General features: G+C 66.4%; 12 protein-coding genes. 4 read left to right on the top strand and 8 right to left on the bottom strand.

Annotated features, from left to right (window positions below; translation table 11 throughout):
• Positions 1-10: 10 nt before the first annotated feature.
• The gene (gene nudC / locus AC1D75_RS09940) at positions 11-955 is read right to left on the bottom strand and encodes an NAD(+) diphosphatase (protein ID WP_495515071.1); all 945 of its coding nucleotides are present in this window, start codon (positions 953-955) and stop codon (positions 11-13) included.
• A gap of 280 nt (positions 956-1,235) precedes the next feature.
• Complete coding sequence (locus tag AC1D75_RS09935) at positions 1,236-2,471, bottom strand: amidohydrolase family protein (RefSeq protein WP_495515070.1); 1,236 nt, start codon at positions 2,469-2,471, stop codon at positions 1,236-1,238.
• Positions 2,472-2,694: 223 nt separating this feature from the next.
• On the opposite strand from AC1D75_RS09935, the gene AC1D75_RS09930 reads away from it, so the two are divergent.
• Positions 2,695-3,387: a TetR/AcrR family transcriptional regulator gene (locus AC1D75_RS09930; RefSeq protein ID WP_495515069.1), complete on the top strand. Its 693-nt coding sequence runs from the start codon at positions 2,695-2,697 to the stop codon at positions 3,385-3,387.
• A 112-nt stretch (positions 3,388-3,499) separates the two neighbouring features.
• Here AC1D75_RS09930 and AC1D75_RS09925 read toward each other — a convergent pair whose 3' ends face one another.
• Together AC1D75_RS09925 and AC1D75_RS09920 are read right to left on the bottom strand one after the other, a co-directional pair.
• Positions 3,500-5,509: an aconitate hydratase gene (locus AC1D75_RS09925; RefSeq protein ID WP_495515068.1), complete on the bottom strand. Its 2,010-nt coding sequence runs from the start codon at positions 5,507-5,509 to the stop codon at positions 3,500-3,502.
• A gap of 244 nt (positions 5,510-5,753) precedes the next feature.
• Positions 5,754-6,824, bottom strand: a complete 1,071-nt coding sequence (locus tag AC1D75_RS09920; protein ID WP_495515067.1) for a potassium channel family protein — start codon at positions 6,822-6,824, stop codon at positions 5,754-5,756.
• 158 nt (positions 6,825-6,982) lie between these two features.
• On the opposite strand from AC1D75_RS09920, the gene AC1D75_RS09915 reads away from it, so the two are divergent.
• Positions 6,983-7,396, top strand: coding sequence for a DoxX family protein (locus tag AC1D75_RS09915; RefSeq protein WP_495515066.1), 414 nt, complete (start codon positions 6,983-6,985; stop codon positions 7,394-7,396).
• 41 nt (positions 7,397-7,437) lie between these two features.
• On the opposite strand, the gene AC1D75_RS09910 is transcribed toward AC1D75_RS09915, so the two are convergent.
• A complete protein-coding gene (locus AC1D75_RS09910; RefSeq protein ID WP_495515065.1) occupies positions 7,438-10,818 on the bottom strand; it encodes an ATP-dependent helicase in 3,381 nt (1,126 codons plus the stop codon).
• Positions 10,811-14,179 (bottom strand): ATP-dependent helicase, encoded by a 3,369-nt coding sequence (locus AC1D75_RS09905; protein ID WP_495515064.1) that lies wholly within the window; start codon positions 14,177-14,179, stop codon positions 10,811-10,813. Before AC1D75_RS09905 ends, AC1D75_RS09910 begins: the two co-directional genes overlap by 8 nt.
• A 129-nt stretch (positions 14,180-14,308) precedes the next feature.
• Between AC1D75_RS09905 and AC1D75_RS09900 the strand changes: the two genes are divergently transcribed.
• Both AC1D75_RS09900 and AC1D75_RS09895 read left to right on the top strand, forming a co-directional pair.
• On the top strand, positions 14,309-15,088 hold the full coding sequence (locus AC1D75_RS09900) for an alpha/beta fold hydrolase (RefSeq protein WP_495515063.1): 780 nt from the start codon (positions 14,309-14,311) through the stop codon (positions 15,086-15,088).
• Position 15,089: 1 nt separating this feature from the next.
• Positions 15,090-15,380, top strand: a complete 291-nt coding sequence (locus AC1D75_RS09895) for an MGMT family protein (protein ID WP_495515062.1) — start codon at positions 15,090-15,092, stop codon at positions 15,378-15,380.
• A gap of 70 nt (positions 15,381-15,450) precedes the next feature.
• On the opposite strand, the gene AC1D75_RS09890 is transcribed toward AC1D75_RS09895, so the two are convergent.
• Together AC1D75_RS09890 and AC1D75_RS09885 are read right to left on the bottom strand one after the other, a co-directional pair.
• On the bottom strand, positions 15,451-16,149 hold the full coding sequence (locus AC1D75_RS09890) for a sirohydrochlorin chelatase (RefSeq protein ID WP_495515061.1): 699 nt from the start codon (positions 16,147-16,149) through the stop codon (positions 15,451-15,453).
• Complete coding sequence (locus AC1D75_RS09885; RefSeq protein ID WP_495515060.1) at positions 16,146-17,312, bottom strand: uroporphyrinogen-III synthase; 1,167 nt, start codon at positions 17,310-17,312, stop codon at positions 16,146-16,148. Before AC1D75_RS09885 ends, AC1D75_RS09890 begins: the two co-directional genes overlap by 4 nt.
• Positions 17,313-17,326: the final 14 nt, after the last annotated feature.

Genomic DNA, 17,326 nt, shown 5'->3' with positions numbered 1-17,326 from the left:
ACGCAGTGGTTCAGCGCACCCCGGTTGCCGGCGTGTAGGCCCAGGCCCGGATCAGTGCGCTGGCGATCGAGATCGATCCCGGCAACCGCAACCGCGCGTTGTCGACGATCGGGTCACCGTCCGGACTCATCCAGTCCTGCTGCGCCTCAATCGCTTCGATCACCTCTGCCCGACCGAACCACTCGGCTGCCGCGATCTCACCGTCGATGAAGTCGAGTGGTTGGTCCGGGTCTGCGGTGACCTCGAAGCCCACCATCAACGAGCGCGGGAACGGCCAGGGCTGCGACCCGATGTACTGCGGATTCCAGCTGTCGAGGCCGACTTCTTCGTGGACCTCGCGAAGCACACACTGCTCGAGTGATTCCCCGGGTTCGACGAATCCGGCGAGTGTCGAGAACCACCGGTCGGGCCATTGCTTCTGCCTGCCGAGCAGGATCTGATCGCCGCCGTCGTGGACAACCGTGATGATCGCGGGATCGGTTCGAGGGAACTCCTCCCGGCCGCTGATGATGTTGCGACGGGCCCAACCACCTTTGATCGGTTCCGTGTGCGCACCGTCGACCGGTGAGAACCGGGCCGTGTCATGCCAATTGAGGACACCGAGTGCGGTCGAGAGAATCCCGGCCTCGTTCGGTCCGAGTAGCTGGGCGCCGCGCCGGGGATCGTCCTTCGGGCCGTCGATGACATCGAACCGCATCGCCCACATGTCGTGACCCTCTTCGGGGTGCAGTCCGAGGAACACCGCTTCCGGCGGCGGTTCGTCGCCGACGTCGACCGCCATGATCCAGCCGAGGCCGTCCTCACCCACCGGATAGCGCCCCGAGGGGTCGATCTGCAGCAGAAGTGCCCGCGCCCACCCGTCTTTCAGACGCTGATGGTCCTCGCGGATCTCGTCGGCACGGTTGTATACCGCCCGCGACAACATCGGGGGCTGTTCGAACTCAAAGCGCCGCACTGGTTTCCCTTCTCGAATCCCACTGTTCGGTCATCACCGCGCCCACCTGGGTGACCAGCGACGTGGCGAACCGGTCGGCACCGGTCGCCGGCGAGGACCACCCCCCACCCTAAGCCCGGATCCGCTTCTCGAGGGCACCACCGGCGAACGGCGACTGCGGTGCATATTCGACGGCCGGCTGAACCCGCCGCGCCGACTACTTGTCGCCGATGCCAACACCGACGACTGCGAGCAGCAAGGCGCCGATCACCGGAAAGATCTGGCATCGGCAGGCAGTGGATCAGGAGCCCAACCGGTTTCCCCTGCGCCAGACGGCGCGCGTATTGAGCGTGTCGCTGATGGTGATGGTGGGATCGCCGTCGACCAGCAACAGGTCGGCTCGCATACCTTCGGCAATATGGCCTCGGTCGGTGAGGCCGAATCGCTTGGCGGTGGTCGCGGTGGCGGCGGTGAGCGCCTGGGCCGGGGTGAGGCCGGCGCGCACCAGGTACTGGAGCTCGTGATGAACACTGGCGCCGTGCGCGAGTCCGCCCAGAAACGGCAGTGGCACAGACACATCCGTGCCGGCCAGGATGTCGACACCGGCATCGTGCAGTACCTTGACCGAGTTCAGGACATCGTCGATATTGCCTCGGGGGTAGGTGTTGAAACTCGAGCGCAACGTGGCGTCCCATGCTGTATCGAGACGCGAGCCCACCCGGGGGTCGTCGGCGAGTTCCTGTCCGGTGATACCGATCAGCGAGGCGTTCAGAACAACGCAGGGGACGACAAACGCGCCACTGTCCTTGATCGCGCTGATGATCTCGTCGGTATGGGGCCGGTCCATGAACAGATGCGCAAAACCGTCGATGCCGGCATCGATGGCCATCCGGGTGGCATCGATGGTGAGGGCGTGAGCGATGGTGAGCATGCCACGCTCGTGTGCCGCCGCGACACCGGCGTTCAGTGTTTCCTGATCGAGCATCGGGATGCCCGGGTGTCCTTCCATGGACCCGTCATCGACCATGAATTTGATGTAGTCCGAACCGTCGGCGATCAGTTTGGGCACGACCGCCCGAGCTTCCTCCGGGGTGCTGACGTTGGCATGTACCGGCCGCGGACCGCTCGGCACCGGCGCCCCGGGAGGCGGACCATGGTGGAAGTCCTCGGGGAACAGCTCGTCGGGGTGTCCGCCGGGAGGGGTGAGCGCGAATCCGGACGAGCGGACGTCGGCCACCGAGTCGTCGTCGGAGATCTCGGCGCGGCGAACGGCAGTATTGGCGCCCTGCATCTCGAGTTCGGTTGTGATGCCGAATTGCAGCGCCAACCCGAGCGCTTCCCTGCTGGTGTGTACGTGGGCGTCGATGAGGCCGGGGATCAGTGTCGCTCCGTCGCCGGATATAACATCCGCTCCGGCCGGGACGTCGATGCCGATGCCGACGGCCGTGATCAGGCCATCTTCGATCAGCACCGTGCGGGCATCGAGTATCCGTTCCCCGTCGAAGATCTTCGCGTTGGTGATTGCTGTGACAGTCATGGTCTGGGTCCTTCTGATGAAGTCGGGTATTCGTCAATTCCCCCAAAGAAGGCAACAACGAACATGTTCGTCAACGACTGTATACGATCACGAACATGTTCGCCACGAATGTGTTCGTCCATACGCGCCACGTGAATGACACGTGGCTCGTCCTGTTCGCCTCGGGCCGGCTGCGTACTTACCCATTAGCGGCCTACGAACGTGTTCGTTACTGTTGTCTGTCATGAGCAACTCGCCCCGTAGCCGTAGGGAACGCCCCGCCAAGCCTCCGTTGTCGAAGGAAGCCATCGTCGCCGCGACCATCGCGATCATTCGCGATGAGGGACTGGAGAAAGCGACGATGCGCCGGGTCGCGCAGGCCCTCGATACCGGGCCGGCGTCCCTGTACGTCTATGTGGCCAACACGGCCGAATTGCGCTCGGTGGTGTTGGACGAACTCACCGGAACGCTGCCAGAGGATCAACCGGGTCGGTGGGATCAACGTCTGGAATCGCTTCTGCAGGCATACGGCGAGGTGCTCTTCAGCTATCCCGGCCTGGCACGTTCAGCGATGGTGTTGCGCCCCATGGGCAGCAACACCATCGCGTTGGTGGATCGGTTGTTGGGACTTATGCTCGAGGGCGGAATCGCTGCCGAACGGGCCGCCTGGGGAGTTGACCTGTTGATGCAACTGGTCACTGCGGCCGCTGCCGAACACGGCCCACCCACCGCTGAGGACATCGATTCGCGCTCCAGCGCGGAGAAGCTGGTGGTGTTGGAATCCCTTCTGCGGGAGGCTGATCCCCGCGAGGCGCCTAATGTCACGGCGAATGTCGATGCCCTGATGTCGGGGACCCCGTCGGGCCGGATGGCTTGGGCGATCCGGGCTCTTGTCGCCGGTATCGCGGTGACCCCCACCACCGCGGTTCCGTCCTGATGTCCAGCCTCCGGCGCCCCGGTTTCGTAAGCCGCGGGGCGGGATGGGATCTCCCTTCCGGCCCGCACGGCTGACCCCGCTGACGGCCACCGTCATGAAGAAACTGTCCGGGCTAGCTGATCTCGCCGCTGTCCTGCAGGACGGTCTCCTTCGCCTCCTGCACATCCGACTCCCCTTCGCGGCCCAGTCGCGGGATCAGGCCGCCTGCGAGGACATCGGCGACCTGTCGCTCGGACAACCGGTGCCGCACCGTGATCGGGGCACCTTTGGTGACGTTGTCGATGGTGAACGTATCGCGGGTTTCCAGCGTCTTCCGCAGGTCACCGACGCGCAGGACATCGGCCTGGTCGATCTTCTCGTAGTCGGCCGGATCGTCGAATTCAACTGCCAGGACACCGAAGTTGGCCAGATTCTGCCAGTGGATGCGGGCGAATGACTTGGCGATGACCATCCGCACACCAAGGTAGCGAGGGGCGATGGCGGCATGCTCGCGGGACGATCCCTGCCCGTAGTTCTCGCCACCGACGATGATGTGCCCGGCCTCACCGGCTTGCTGCGCACGCTCGGGATAGGTCTCGTCGATGCGGGTGAAGGTGAACATCGCCAGCTTGGGGATATTGGAGCGGTACGGGAGGGCTTTTGCCCCGGCAGGCGAGATCTCGTCCGTCGATATGTTGTCGCCGACCTTCAACAGGACGGGAGCCTCGAGTTCGTCGGGAAGATCATCGAGTTCGGGCAGACTCGAGATGTTGGGACCCTTCACCGGTTCGACCCGTACCGCCTCGTCGGCGTCGAGCGGCGGCACCAGCATGTCGACGTTGATCGAATGTTGTTGGGGCAGATCCAATGCCGGATAGTCCATGCCGACATCGGCGGCCCAGTCGCGCGGGTCGGTGATGGTGCCGGTCAACGCGGAGGCAGCCGCCGTTTCGGGCGAACACAACCACACCGCATCTTCCTTGGTGCCCGAGCGTCCGGGAAAGTTGCGGGGCATCGTCCGCAGGGAGTTGCTTCCGGTCGCCGGCGCCTGTCCCATCCCGATGCAGCCCATACAGCCGGCCTGATGGATGCGGGCGCCGGCGATGATCAGTTCGGTGGTCGCGCCCATCTTCGTCAGATCGGTGAGGATCTCCCGGGATGTCGGGTTGATGTCGAAGCTGACCTGGGGCACGGTCTGCCTGCCTGCGACCATCGCGGCGGCGATCGCGAAATCCCGAAGACCCGGGTTCGCGCTCGACCCGATCACCACCTGCGAAATATCCTCACCCGCGACCTCACGGACCGGCACCACGTTCCCCGGGGAGGACGGCTTCGCGATCAACGGCACGATCTGCGAGAGATCAATGGTCTCCTCCACGTCGTACCCGGCGTTCTCGTCGGCGACCAGTTCAACCCAGTCATCGGCTCTGCCCTCTGCGCGCAAGAACTCCCGAACAGCATCGTCGCTCGGAAAAACACTGGTGGTGGCGCCGAGTTCGGCACCCATGTTCGCGATGACGTGGCGATCCATCGCGGTCAGACTCTCCAGCCCCGGCCCGTGGTACTCGATGATCTTGTTCACGCCACCATTGACGTCGTGGCGCCGAAGGATCTCCAGGATGACATCCTTCGCCGAGCACCACGGCGGCAGTTCACCGTCGAGCCGCACACCCCAGATCTGCGGCATCCGAATGTTGAGGGGATGGCCGGCAATCGCCAACGCGACCTCCAGACCACCGACACCGATGGCGAGCATCCCCAGCGAACCCGCGGCAGGCGTGTGCGAATCAGATCCCACCATCGTCTTGCCCGGCGCCCCGAACCGTTGCATGTGTGTCGGGTGGGAAACACCGTTGCCGGGCTTGGAGAACCACAGACCGAATCGTTCGCACGCTGTCCGCAGGTATTCGTGGTCCTCGGCGTTCTTCTCGTCGGTCTGCAGCAGATTGTGATCGACGTACTGCACGCTGACCTCGGTGCGCGCACGATCGAGACCAAGTGCCTCGAGTTCTTGCATCACCAGGGTTCCGGTGGCGTCCTGGGTCAGTGTCTGGTCGATGCGCAGTGCGATCTCTTCACCGGGCTTCGTGGACCCCGACACCAGATGCGACTCGATCAACTTCTGAGCGACATTTGCCGGCATGCGCAAACTCCCTACGATGCGGACCACATCTGGACGAACGCCGGCGTCAGAGCCCGAGCGGATGGGTTACATACCGACACCGGTAGGCCGCTGGGCTCGACCCGGGTTCGCCAGAGGGGATCACAGTGCACTCGGAAGTCCCAAGTCTTCCAGCCGATATCGAATATCGCCCGGGTATGGCAAACCGCGCGGACACGAGTTTCGTTGTCCCGGGCAGCCCAGGCAGCCGGCCCTGAACGAACAGCTAGTCCGCGTTGCCCTGCCGGACATACAGCAATCTGTCGCCCTGCTCGATCGCATCGACCTTGCTGTCGTCGACGCGATGCAATTTACCGTCACGCACGACACCGAGCACGATCTGCGGCAGGTGCCTCGGCGATCCGCCGTATTCGTCGGGCTCCACATCGCGTTCGGCGATGGCAAATCCCTGGTCGGGTGTGAGCAGATCTTCGATCACTTCCACGACGGTCGGGGTGATCGTCGCCAGCCCCAGCAGGCGGCCCGCGGTCTCCGAACTCACCACCACCGAATCGGCGCCCGACTGTTTCATCAGGTGGGTGTTCTCCGCTTCCCTGATGGAGGCGACGATCTTCGCCTTCGGGGCCAGTTCTCGTGCGGTCAACGTCGCCAATACCGCGGTGTCATCACGGTTCGTGGCGACGATGATCGCCGACGCATGCTGGGCGCCGGCCAGCCGGAGGACATCCGATCGGGTGGCATCACCGCGCACGGTCACCAATCCCTTGGCCGCGGCGTTGTCGAGCACGGCCTGATCACCGTCGACAACGACGATCTCGGCGGGCTTCTGTCCGTCCGCGATCATCGCCTTCACAGCGGTCTTGCCTTTGGTTCCGTAGCCGATGACCACGGTATGGTTCCGCACCTTGTTCCTCCATCGCTGGATCTTGAGCGCCTGCCGCGACCGTTCGGTCAAGACCTCGAGGGTGGTACCGACCAACACGATCAGGAACATCACCCGCAGCGGCGTGATGACGAGCACGTTGATCAGCCTGGCCGACGGTGTGTACGGCGTGATGTCACCGTATCCCGTCGTGGACAGGGACACCGTCGCGTAGTAGAGGCAGTCCAGGAACGACAGTGGGCTGTCCTGCACATCCCGGTAGCCGTCCCGGTCGAGATAGACGATGAACACCGCGGCAAACAATGCGGCCAGAGCAAAGATGACGCGGCGACTGATCGCCCGGCCCGGGCTCGACTGCATCTCCGGGATGCGGACCACACCGACCAGGGCGTGGTCGGGCATATCTGTCAGCTCATCGTCCTTGAACCGCCGGCGTAGCCGACCCGCAGCCATCTATCCGACCCCTGTCTCGCCGCGACCTACCGGTTGCAGAGTTTGCGTACGCACAAACTGGGACTGTAGTCCTATCGGCCACCGGGCGGTCATGGCGACGGACACGACGGGACATCATCAGGCCGTCGCCCTGCGACATCATGAGGCATGGTGGAGGGATGACAGCAACCAAACAGAGCTTGCCGCAGTTGGCGTTTCCGGACGAGCAGAAGCTGGCCACTCGCATGGGTGTCGCACTGCTGGGCATGGGGACCCTGCATTTCGCCGCCCCGAAACCCTTCGACCAGCTGATTCCCGCCGAGTTGCCGGGCAGCGCACGCGCTTACACCTACGGCTCCGGGGTGGTCGAGCTCGCGGTGGGTGCGGCATTGCTCGCCCCCAAGACGCGCCGGTACGGCGGACTGGCAGCCGTGGCGCTGTTCGTCGGCGTGTATCCGGGCAACATCAACATGGTCCGTCTGTACAAGAACAAGCCGTTGCCGCAGCGCGCCGTCGCGTGGGGCCGGTTGCCACTTCAGCTTCCGATGATATGGGCCGGGTGGCGGGTCTGGAAGTCCGCGCCGAAACGTTGAGGCGCGCAGGGCCGAGGCCCTCTCTCTGCGGAGCCGCCTGCTCAGGATGCGCCCTTCTCCCTGCGGATCAGGGCGGCCAGGCGGGCCCGGTCCGGTAGGTCACGCGGGCGCAGGGTCGAGTTCGACCGCACATAGTGGAACGCCGCCCGAACCTTCTCGAGGTCGGTGCCGGTCAGCTCCGCCCACGCCACCCGATAAGCGGCCAGCTGGACAAAGACCGAATGTTCTTGTGCCGGGGTCGGTTTCGCACCGGTTTTCCAGTCGACCACCGTGTATCCGCCGTCGGGTTCGGCAAAGACCGCATCGATGCGTCCACGAATGATGGTGTCGGCGATGACGGTCTCGAACGGCACCTCGACCTCGATCGGGTTGCGGGCCGCCCAATCCGATCGCAGGAACGCCTCTCGCAAGACCTCGAGGTCGGCATCAGAGCCGCCCTCGGCATCCGCCGCACCCGGCAACTCGTCGATGTCGAGGAGCCGGGTGGCACCGTATCGGCGTTCCACCCAGGCGTGGAATGCCGTGCCCCGGCGCGCCAGCGGGTTCGGCTTGAACGGCAGCGGCCGGCGAAGGCGTCGGGCGAACGCATCTTCGTCCTTGTCGAGTTCGACCAATTGACTCACCGAAAGGTGCTGCGGCATGGTCACTTCGATGTCGGAGCCCAGGCCTTCGGATCGCTCGGTCAGGAGTACCGCGAGATCGTTGGCCCATTCCCGGATCTGCGGATCGCCGTCCTCGACCTCGCAGCCGGATTCGGGGTCGGTCTCCTCCCCCATGTCGAACAACGCGGGTTCACCGCGCGCACGCAACGCCGCCCGGACGAGGTCGGCGCCGCGCTCGGTTCCGGGACGCCGCGACCCCAGCGGATCGGCAGGCCAGGACGCCCCGGCCGCCAGCATCGCCAGCGGATTCTCGGCCCCCTCTTCGGGTTCGGCAGCCCACTGCGCAATGGTCAACCCCGGTGCGCCGTCCGGCGAGGTCTCGATCAACTCCTGTGCGATCTCGTGTAGTTCGGTCAGGAACACCGACGGGCCCTTGGGTTTGTCACCGGCGGCGGACCAATGGTGACCACTGATGATCAGCGCGCGTTTGGTTCTGGTCAGCGCCACATAGAGGAGCCGGCGGTCTTCTTCGAGCTTGCGCCCCCGCAGCGCTTCCTGGTGCGCTTCGATCGACTCCTCGAGCTCCTTGCGGTTCTCCAGACCATCGAGCACCAGCGGTGGAAAGCCTTCGCCTTCAGCCGAGTCCGCGAGATCGCCGCGCAATTCCGCAGGCAACTCCCTGGCGCTCTTGAGCCAGGTGCCCTCGGCCTTGCCGCCCGGGAAGATGTTGGTGCACAGGTGCGCGATCACCACGACGTCCCACTCGAGCCCCTTGGCCGCGTGCACCGTCAGGATCTGCACCCGGTCTTCGGCGATCTCGACCTTGCCGGGCTCGAGGCCCTTCTCGATGTCGGCGGCCGATGCGAGGAACGCCAGCAACCCGGGCAGGGTGGCCGCGGAACGCTCCGCGTAGTTCGCCACATATTCGGCGAAGGCATCGAGATGTTCACGCCCGGTGATGTTTCCGCGCAGTCCACGTGCCCGGATCTGCGCCTCGACATCGACACCGGTGACGCGCTCGACCTCGGCCACCAATTCGGGCAGCGGCCCACCCATACGCGCCCGCAGCACGGACAGCTGGTGCCCGAGCAATTTGATCCGGCGGTAGCCATCCGGTGAATACCGGGCTGCCGGACCGGGATCGGCCAGCGCATCGCCGAGCCCCGCCTGATCCACCGTCTCCGAGGGCACCGCCGAATCGAGTGCGCTGTCGAGTTCTTCGAGACTGGTCATGGTGCCCGAGACCGCGTTGGCGCCTGCCGCCAGATCTCGCGCCCGCGCCCACAGCGCAGCGAGATCCCTGGCACCGATCCGCCAGCGGGGACCGGTGAGCAACCGGACCGCGGCGGTGCCCGCCATCGGGTCCGACATCAGTCGCATCATCGCGACGACGTCCTGGACCTCGGGCACGCCGAGCAACCCACCGATACCCACGACCTCGGCAGCGATTCCACGATCGGCGAGCTGCGCGGCCAGTGGCGCCGAATCCTGGTTGCGCCGCACCAGGATCGCCACGGTGGGCGGCTTGCCGTCGGCCTGGTTGTACTCGCGCTCGATCTGATCGACGATCCACGTGCGTTCATCGGCAACCGTGTCGGTGAGCGCCATGTCGATGGTGCCGCGAGGGGCGTCGTCACGAGGTCGCAGAATGCTCACCGGAACTCCCCTGCGGCGCAGTTCCTCGGAGGCAGCGTTGGCCATGTCGAGGGCGTAGCGCGCGTTGCGCCAGCTGGTGAGCAGTTCCAGGCGCGGCGCCTGGGTGCCGTCGCTGCGCCGGAAGTCGGTGGTGAACCGCGGCAGGTTGGCCGCCGAGGCACCACGCCAACCGTAGATGGACTGGATCGGGTCGCCGACGGCGGTGACCGCGATCCCGGCACCGGCCAGAACGCCCCGTGGCGTCCCGAACAGTTGCGAGAGCAACACCCGCTGTGAATGTCCGGTGTCCTGGTATTCGTCGAGGAGCACCGCCCCGATGGCGGCCCGCTCCGCCTGCGCCACTTCCGGGTGCGCGGTGACAAGCTTTGCCGCCAGCGACATCTGGCTACCGAAATCGAGCACGTTCGCGTCCATCATCGCCTGACCGAGCGCTGCCACCAGGGGTACCAGCGCACGACGCTCGTCGATCGCGGCCTGGATGTCCCGCAGCTTCGCGGGCGGTGTCGGCTTCTGCCGCCCGACCGGGGGCAGTGTGTCGATCAGCCGATAGAGGTCGTCGCCCGCTGCGGCGAGCTGCTCGAGGCTCACCAGGTGTTCGGCCAACTCTCCGTACAGTTTGAGAACCGATTCCGTCACTCCCCCTGGCGTTTTGGGGGTATCGAGATCCTCGGACCAGCCGCCGACCACAGAGAACGCGAGTTGCCACAGTTCCGTCTCGCTGAGCAATCTCGCCGACGGCTCCACCGGCAGGAGCAATCCATAGTCGGCGATCAACCGGCCCGCATAGGCGTGGTAGGTGCTGACCTGCGGATCTGCCGAACGCAACTTGACGCGCAGCTCGCCGTCGGGATCCCAGCGCGACATCGCCGACGAGCCGGCCAGCATCGACAGTCGTCGCCGGATCCGCGCGGCCAATTCCTGTGCGGCTTTGCGCGTGAAGGTCAGACCCAGGACCGCGTCGGGTTCGACCAGGCGGTTGGCGACCAGCCAGACCACGCGCGAAGCCATCGTCTCGGTCTTGCCTGCGCCGGCCCCCGCCACCACCAGCACCGGTTCCAGCGGCGCCTCGATGACCTCGACCTGCTCATCGGTCGGTGGCGGCTGATCAAGCGCGCCGGCCAGCACCCGCGCGGAAATCCTTGTCTGAACCGCAGATTCAGCCATCGGTGACCATCCGTCCGTCGAGTTGGGCGGGGCAGCTCGACGTCAGCGGGCAATGCCCGCAGCCGTCGTTGATCGTCGCCTCGAACGTCGGCCCGATACTGCGATAGGCCGCCGACCGGACCACGGCCAGCCACTGATCGACCTGCTCCTCATCCAGCGGGTCCTGATTGCGTTGGGCCGCACCGGTCTTGCCGTTGGCGTTGTTCACGTACACCAGCGCGCCGCCACCCGGTTCGACGTTGCCGAGTTCCGGCACCCCGCCCAGGGTCAGCGCCAGCTGGTAGGTGGCGAGCTGGGCGTGGTCTTGGCCGGCTGCCACCGAGATCGTGTTCTTGCCGGTTTTGACGTCGACGACCACGGGCCGGCCCTTGCTGTCGGATTCGAGGCGGTCGATGCGGCCACGCAGCCGTACCTCGGGGATGTCGAGGATCTCGCCATCGGCGCCGGTCATCTGCGCCGGTTCCACCCGGGCATTGACGTCGATCTCGACTGCGACCTCGCTCAAACCCTCGCGAGACATCTTGAGCCACTGCCGGAAGTTGGTCAGCATCTCCTCGGTGCGCTCGAGTTCACGGCGTGAGAACCATGGTGCACCGACATCGACCTGGTCCCAGACGCGGCGAAGTGACGCCGTGACGTCCTCCGGCGGGATCTTGCCCGCAACGGCCTGCACAAGGGTGTGCACCAGCGTTCCGGCCACTGCCGGACGCGAGTCCCCGTCCCGGCCGCCATAGCGTTCCAGCATCCAGCGCAACGAACAGGTACCCAGCGATTCGACGCTCGACGGCGACAAGGTCAACGGGCCCGATGCCTCGGACCAGAGCGGCTCGGTGGTGCTCGGCCCGGCCAGCCCGTACCACTCGTCGGGGTGCGCTCCGGGCACTCCGGCATCGGCCAGTTCGGCCAGCATGTCGGCTGCCGCCCGCGTCCGCGGATCGTCCTGCCCGGTGCTGTCGCAGACCTGAGCCCGGAGTTCGGCAACCAGCGACGACAGCGAAAGCACCCGGCGCAGACCGGGTTCGACGGGCAATTCCAGTTCGGGTTCGCCCTCCTCGTCGGCGCCGGAGACCACCGCGGCCAGTTCACCGACGAACCGCGACGGCGCAGCATCGCCACTGCCGTCGTCCACAGCGCTGATCATCAACCGCCGGCGGGCCCGGCTGCAGGCGACCAGCAGTAGCCGCCGCTCCTCGGCCAGTGCGACCGCGGCCCGCGAGATGGTGTCGATCGCGTCGGCCGACATACCGTCGAGCAGGTCGACGAGCTGACCGGTGCCGAGGATGCTGCCGCGACTGCGCAGACTGGGCCACAGCCCGTCCTGCACCCCGGCCACCGCGACCACATCCCATTCCCGACCGGCGGCGGCGTGCGCCGAGAGCACCGTCACCGAATCGGACGAGGTCTGGGCCATCCTCGATTCGGTGGGGATCTGCAGGGCGCTGAGGTAGTCGATGAATCCGCCAAGGGTGGCCGCGGGCAGGCTGTCCGCGAAGTTGGCGGCCGCGTCGAACAGCGCCACCATCGCGTCGAGATCTCTGTCCGCCTGGGCCCCGCCGGGACCGTGGTCGCGGCGCATCACCTGATTGGACCAGCGTGGCCCCAATCCGCTCGCCTGCCAGGCCTCCCACAGGATCTCCTCGATACTGCGACGGCTCGCCGCAGCAGTACGCGCCGCCCGGATGACCGTCAGCACCCGCACCAGCGGCTGCTTTTCGGCGTCGGTCAGCCCGCCGAGGTAGTGCTCGACGTCGATGGCGGGCTCGCTGCCCTCGGGTTCGAGTCCCTCCGCTGCGGGCCGGGCACTGACCAGTTCGGCGATCACGGTGGCCGAATCGCGGTCGCGGGACGACTCGGTCTCGACCCGTCGCACGCCACGCCGCAGGCGCCGCAACGCCGCCGGATCGGCGCCGCCGATCGGACCGGACAGCAACTCCAGCGCCGAATCGGGCTCCAGCGGCATCTCCACCGCACGCAACGCCAGCAACATCGCCGACACCGACCGCGCCAGCGCCAGCGGTATCTCGCTGGCCGGGGTCATGACCGGGACACCGGCCGATCGCAGGGCCCGGCGCAGTGGCGCCATCGCCCGGGGAACCGACCTGACGATCACCGCCATCTGTGACCACGGCACGTCGTCGTAGAGGTGGGCGCGACGCATCATGTCGGCGATCGCGGTGGCCTCTTTGGCGGCCGAGCCGTAGATGCGGACCACCGGGGCCGGGGCATCCGGGTGATCGGCCTCCGATTTTCGGCGACGACGGCCCGGTAGCCGGGCCGCGATGGAGCCACCGAGATTGCTGATCGGCAAAGTCGATCGAAAGTTGTTGTCCAGCAGAATATCCCGCTCCGGATCGTCGAGTTCGTCAAGGAACCGCGCACTGGCACCGCGAAAACCGTAGATCGACTGATCGCCGTCACCGGCGACCACGGCCTGCCGCGTCCCGGCGCCCACGAGCTCGATCAGCGTGGCGGCCTGCGGATCGAGGTGCTGGGCGTCGTCGACCAACAGGTACCGCACCCGGGCCCGCTCGCTGCGCAGGAGTTCGGGATCGGTCGCAAACGCGGTCAGGGCCGAGCCGACCAGCTCTGCCGCGTCCACCGCCGGGGCCGTGGCCTGCGGGGCCTCCAGACCGACCGCCCCGCGCAGCAGGCCGCTCTGCTCGTACTGGCGGTAGGCCTTGCCCGCTGCCTGCCATTCCGGGCGCCGATGGGTGCGGCCGAGCGCGATCAGGTCTTCGGGACCGACGCCGCGTTCGGCGGCGCGCATCATCATGTCGCGCAGGGCCTGGGCAAAACCGTTGGTACCCAAGGCCGGCCGCAGGCGCTCCGGCCAATACTCGGCACCGTCTTCGATGTCGCCTGCCAGTAGTTCACGCAGAACCGCATCCTGCTCGGCCCCGGTGATCAGACGTGGTGGCGGGTTGTCGTGGGCCGCGGCCTGCAAACGCAGGACCGCAAACGCGTAGGAGTGCAATGTGCGGACGATCGGCTCGCGCGTGGCCCGCGGCGTGCGCGCAGGCCCCACCCCCGTCGAGAGCAGACGGGAAGTGATCTGTTCACGCAGTTCGGTGGCCGCCCGACGACTGGAGGCGAGCACCAGGATCGATTCGGGGTCGGTGTCCGGATCGGACAGTCGCGCGACCGCGATGTCGACGATCAGGGACGTCTTCCCGGTGCCCGGTCCACCATGGACCCGGTAGGGGCGAAACCGCCCGGTCGCGGTGAAGTCGCCGTCGATGAGTGCCTGTACGTGCGCCGGCCAGGTGCGCGGGTGCGCTGCGGCGATCGGCGCGGATACCAATCGCGTGGTCAATGCGGGCACACACACATCCTTTCTCTCGACTGTGTTCGATGGTGTCATGTGCGTCCGACAGGTCCGGACCGGTGCACCCCCCGTCGCCGGGTTCACGCCCAACCACGTCGCGGTCGCCCCGGAATGTCGCTGTGACACCGCAGGCAGAACACCGGGGCGTCAGGCAAGATTGCGGCTATGTCTGCACTCAATGTGGAACTGTTCGGACCCGTCGACGGTCCGCCGGTTCTGGCCCTGCACGGCCTGACCGGACACGGCAAACGCTGGATCGATCTCGCAGACGCGCTGCCCCATGCCCGGATCGTGGCACCGGACCTCCTCGGCCACGGGTTCTCACCGTGGACACCGCCGTGGTCGATCGAGGCACAGACCTCGGCGCTGCGCGAGGTCGCCGACGAGTACATCGACGGACCGATGGTGGTGGTCGCCCATTCCTACGGAGGAGCCCTGGCGCTGCATCTGTCGCAGTCGCTCGGTGAGCGCATCCGGTCGCTGGTGTTGCTGGATCCGGCCATCGGGCTCGATCCGCAGTGGCTCGAGGAGGTGGCCGCAAGTTACATGTCGCACTACGACTACCCAGACGAGGCCGCGGCCCGCGAAGAAAAGCTCGGTGGGTCCTGGTCCGAACTCACGCCCGAGATCCTCGACCGAGAGATCGCCGACCATCTGATCCCGGTCGGCGATCGGGTGAACTGGCGCATCAATCCGGCGATGGTGGTCACCACCTGGGGTGAGCTGAGCCTCCCATTCGTGCTCCCTCCCAGCGGCATACCCGTCGATCTGGTGCAGGCGATGCGTGTGCAGCCGCCCTATGTCACCGACGCCTTCCGCACCGCGCTCGCCGAGCATCAGGGCGATCTGCTGAGGGTGTTCGAGGAAGACTGCGACCACATGGTCCCGTTTGCCAGAGCCGAACTGACAGCCACCCTGGTCGCGAAAGCGCTGGCCCGCAACTGATATGGCACCGGTGACGGAAGACCAGGTCGAGCGGGTGCGCGAGATCGTCGCAGCGATACCGACCGGCAAGGTGACCACATACGGCGATGTGGCCGCGGCGGCCGGACTGTCCAGCGCCCGGATCGTCGGCTGGATCATGCGGACCGATTCGGCCGACCTGCCGTGGCATCGCGTCATCGCGGTCAGTGGTCGGCCGGCACCCCATCTACGGACCAGTCAACTCGAACGCCTTCAGGCCGAAGGCGTCCCGGTCTTCGACGGCCGCGTCGACATGAAACTCGCCCGCCTCTGACCCCGATCGTGGTGGGTTCTGGCGAGGCCGACCTGCGGAAACGTCCACCAAAACCCACCAAAATGGGGGGTTACCGGGCGACGGGGACGCGGACCGAGCGCATGCGGCGGACCACCAGGTCGACGACGCGAGGGTCGGCACCAAGTGGGGCACTCACACCATCTGCCCCGGCCTCAAACAGTCGATTGTGAAAAAGGCCATGGGCCAACAGGTATGACGCGATGAAGACCCGGCGTCCGGTCTTGGCCCGGGCCTCGGCGACAACGTCGGCGATCGACGGCTGCGCAGTGGCGATATAGCCCACCGGCACCCGCTCACCGAGCATCGAACCGAGCAGGTTGGCCTCTCGACGCACCTGGCCGAGCGCATAGGCATCCGACGATCCCGCGGCCGCGAGCACCACCGAATCCCCACGCTTCCAGCCACATTCGGTCAGGCGCTGGGCCAGCACCCGGGCGAGTTCGGGATCGGGACCCAAGGCCCGCGACACCGAGGTGGCCCGATGACCGCTGGCCACAATGTGTTCGGGAAGATCCTGCCGGACGTGGTAGCCCTCGGCCAGGAATGCCGGGACAACCACTGCCGGACCATCGACGGCGGACAGCACTTCCGAGGGCGACGGCCCGAGGACGTCGACGAATGCGACCCGCGTTCGTCCGATCTGCGCCGAGACCTTGTCGGCCAGATCCGCGATCATCGCCACACCATGTTCGGAACGTGTTCCGTGGGCAACCAGGATGGGCTGCGCACCAAGATGATTGAATGTCATGCGTTCTCGCCCTCCTCGTATTCGAGATCGACCGACAGTCGGTATCCGCGTTTCACCACGGTTTGGATCATGCGCGAATCGCCAAGACCTGCCCGCAGCCTGGCCATCGCGGTCTCGACCGCATGCGTGTCACCACCCCCGCCGGGCAACTGGGCCAGCAGCGCCTGCCGCGACACCACACGGCCCGGATTCTGCGCCAGCGCCTTGAGCAATGTCAGCCCGGCAGGCGACAGTTGCCGCAACTCACCGTCGACCATCACCGCACGACTGCGAATGCTCATGTCGTGCCCCGCGACCCGCATGTTCGGAACCCGTCGCGGCATTTCTTCGGCGATGTGGCGGGCCAACGCGCCCAACCGGAATCGACCCGGCCGTGAAGTCGGAACCTTCAGTGCGGCAAGTGGTCCCGCTGTAACGGGTCCGACGCACATCACCGCGACATCGGTCCGCAACGATTCGAGCAGCGCATCGAGACGGCCGGTGTCGTGTGCCCGGCCGAGCATCGAGGCGACCGCGGGCGCACTGGTGAACGAGACGGCATCGATGTCGAAGTTGATGATCTGCGAGATCATCTGGTCCAACTCCGTCGGGTCGTGCGGTGGCAGCCACCGATACACCGGAATCGGGAGCACCAGCGCCCCCGCCTCCCTGAGCACCTCGCAGAAGTCCGGCAACGGCTCCCACTCGGTGGTCGCGCCATGCAGTTGAACACCCACCCGGACTCCGTCGACACCTTCGGCGAGCAGGTGCTCGAGCACCTCGCTCGACGATTCACTCGGAGGCGACCATTCCTCCCGCAGGCCACCGGCCCGGATCGCACCCTTGGCCTTCGGACCACGGGCCAGGACCCGGGACCGACCCAATGCCTCGACCAGCGACTCGGCCATCCCCCAGTCCTCCGCGGCCTCCAACCAGCCACGAAACCCGATACCTGTTGTGGCAACGACGATCTCAGGCGGATCGGCGACGACATCCTCCGTCGCCTTCCGCAATTCCGCATCGTCGGCGAGTGGGATGATCTGAATCGCCGGTGCCCGCTCGGTCACCGCGCCGCGACGCTCCAGCAGAGCAGCGAACTCATCGGCCCGGCGCGCCGCCGTGATCCCGATGGTGAAGCCGGTCAACGGGCCTGCTTCACCCTGCGTACGACCACCCGAACTCACTACGCCTCCATGTG

The sequence above is a fragment of the Williamsia sp. Y712 genome (assembly GCF_059445525.1).
This window is presented reverse-complemented; position numbering and strand designations above follow the sequence as displayed.

Coding starts and splice junctions, on each gene's coding strand:
- AC1D75_RS09935 (WP_495515070.1), bottom strand. CDS start 2,471: ATGACTGTCACAGCAATCACCAACGCGAAGATCTTCGACGGGGAACGG.
- AC1D75_RS09930 (WP_495515069.1), top strand. CDS start 2,695: ATGAGCAACTCGCCCCGTAGCCGTAGGGAACGCCCCGCCAAGCCTCCG.
- AC1D75_RS09925 (WP_495515068.1), bottom strand. CDS start 5,509: ATGCCGGCAAATGTCGCTCAGAAGTTGATCGAGTCGCATCTGGTGTCG.
- AC1D75_RS09920 (WP_495515067.1), bottom strand. CDS start 6,824: ATGGCTGCGGGTCGGCTACGCCGGCGGTTCAAGGACGATGAGCTGACA.
- AC1D75_RS09915 (WP_495515066.1), top strand. CDS start 6,983: ATGACAGCAACCAAACAGAGCTTGCCGCAGTTGGCGTTTCCGGACGAG.
- AC1D75_RS09910 (WP_495515065.1), bottom strand. CDS start 10,818: ATGGCTGAATCTGCGGTTCAGACAAGGATTTCCGCGCGGGTGCTGGCC.
- AC1D75_RS09905 (WP_495515064.1), bottom strand. CDS start 14,179: ATGACACCATCGAACACAGTCGAGAGAAAGGATGTGTGTGTGCCCGCA.
- AC1D75_RS09900 (WP_495515063.1), top strand. CDS start 14,309: ATGTCTGCACTCAATGTGGAACTGTTCGGACCCGTCGACGGTCCGCCG.
- AC1D75_RS09895 (WP_495515062.1), top strand. CDS start 15,090: ATGGCACCGGTGACGGAAGACCAGGTCGAGCGGGTGCGCGAGATCGTC.
- AC1D75_RS09890 (WP_495515061.1), bottom strand. CDS start 16,149: ATGACATTCAATCATCTTGGTGCGCAGCCCATCCTGGTTGCCCACGGA.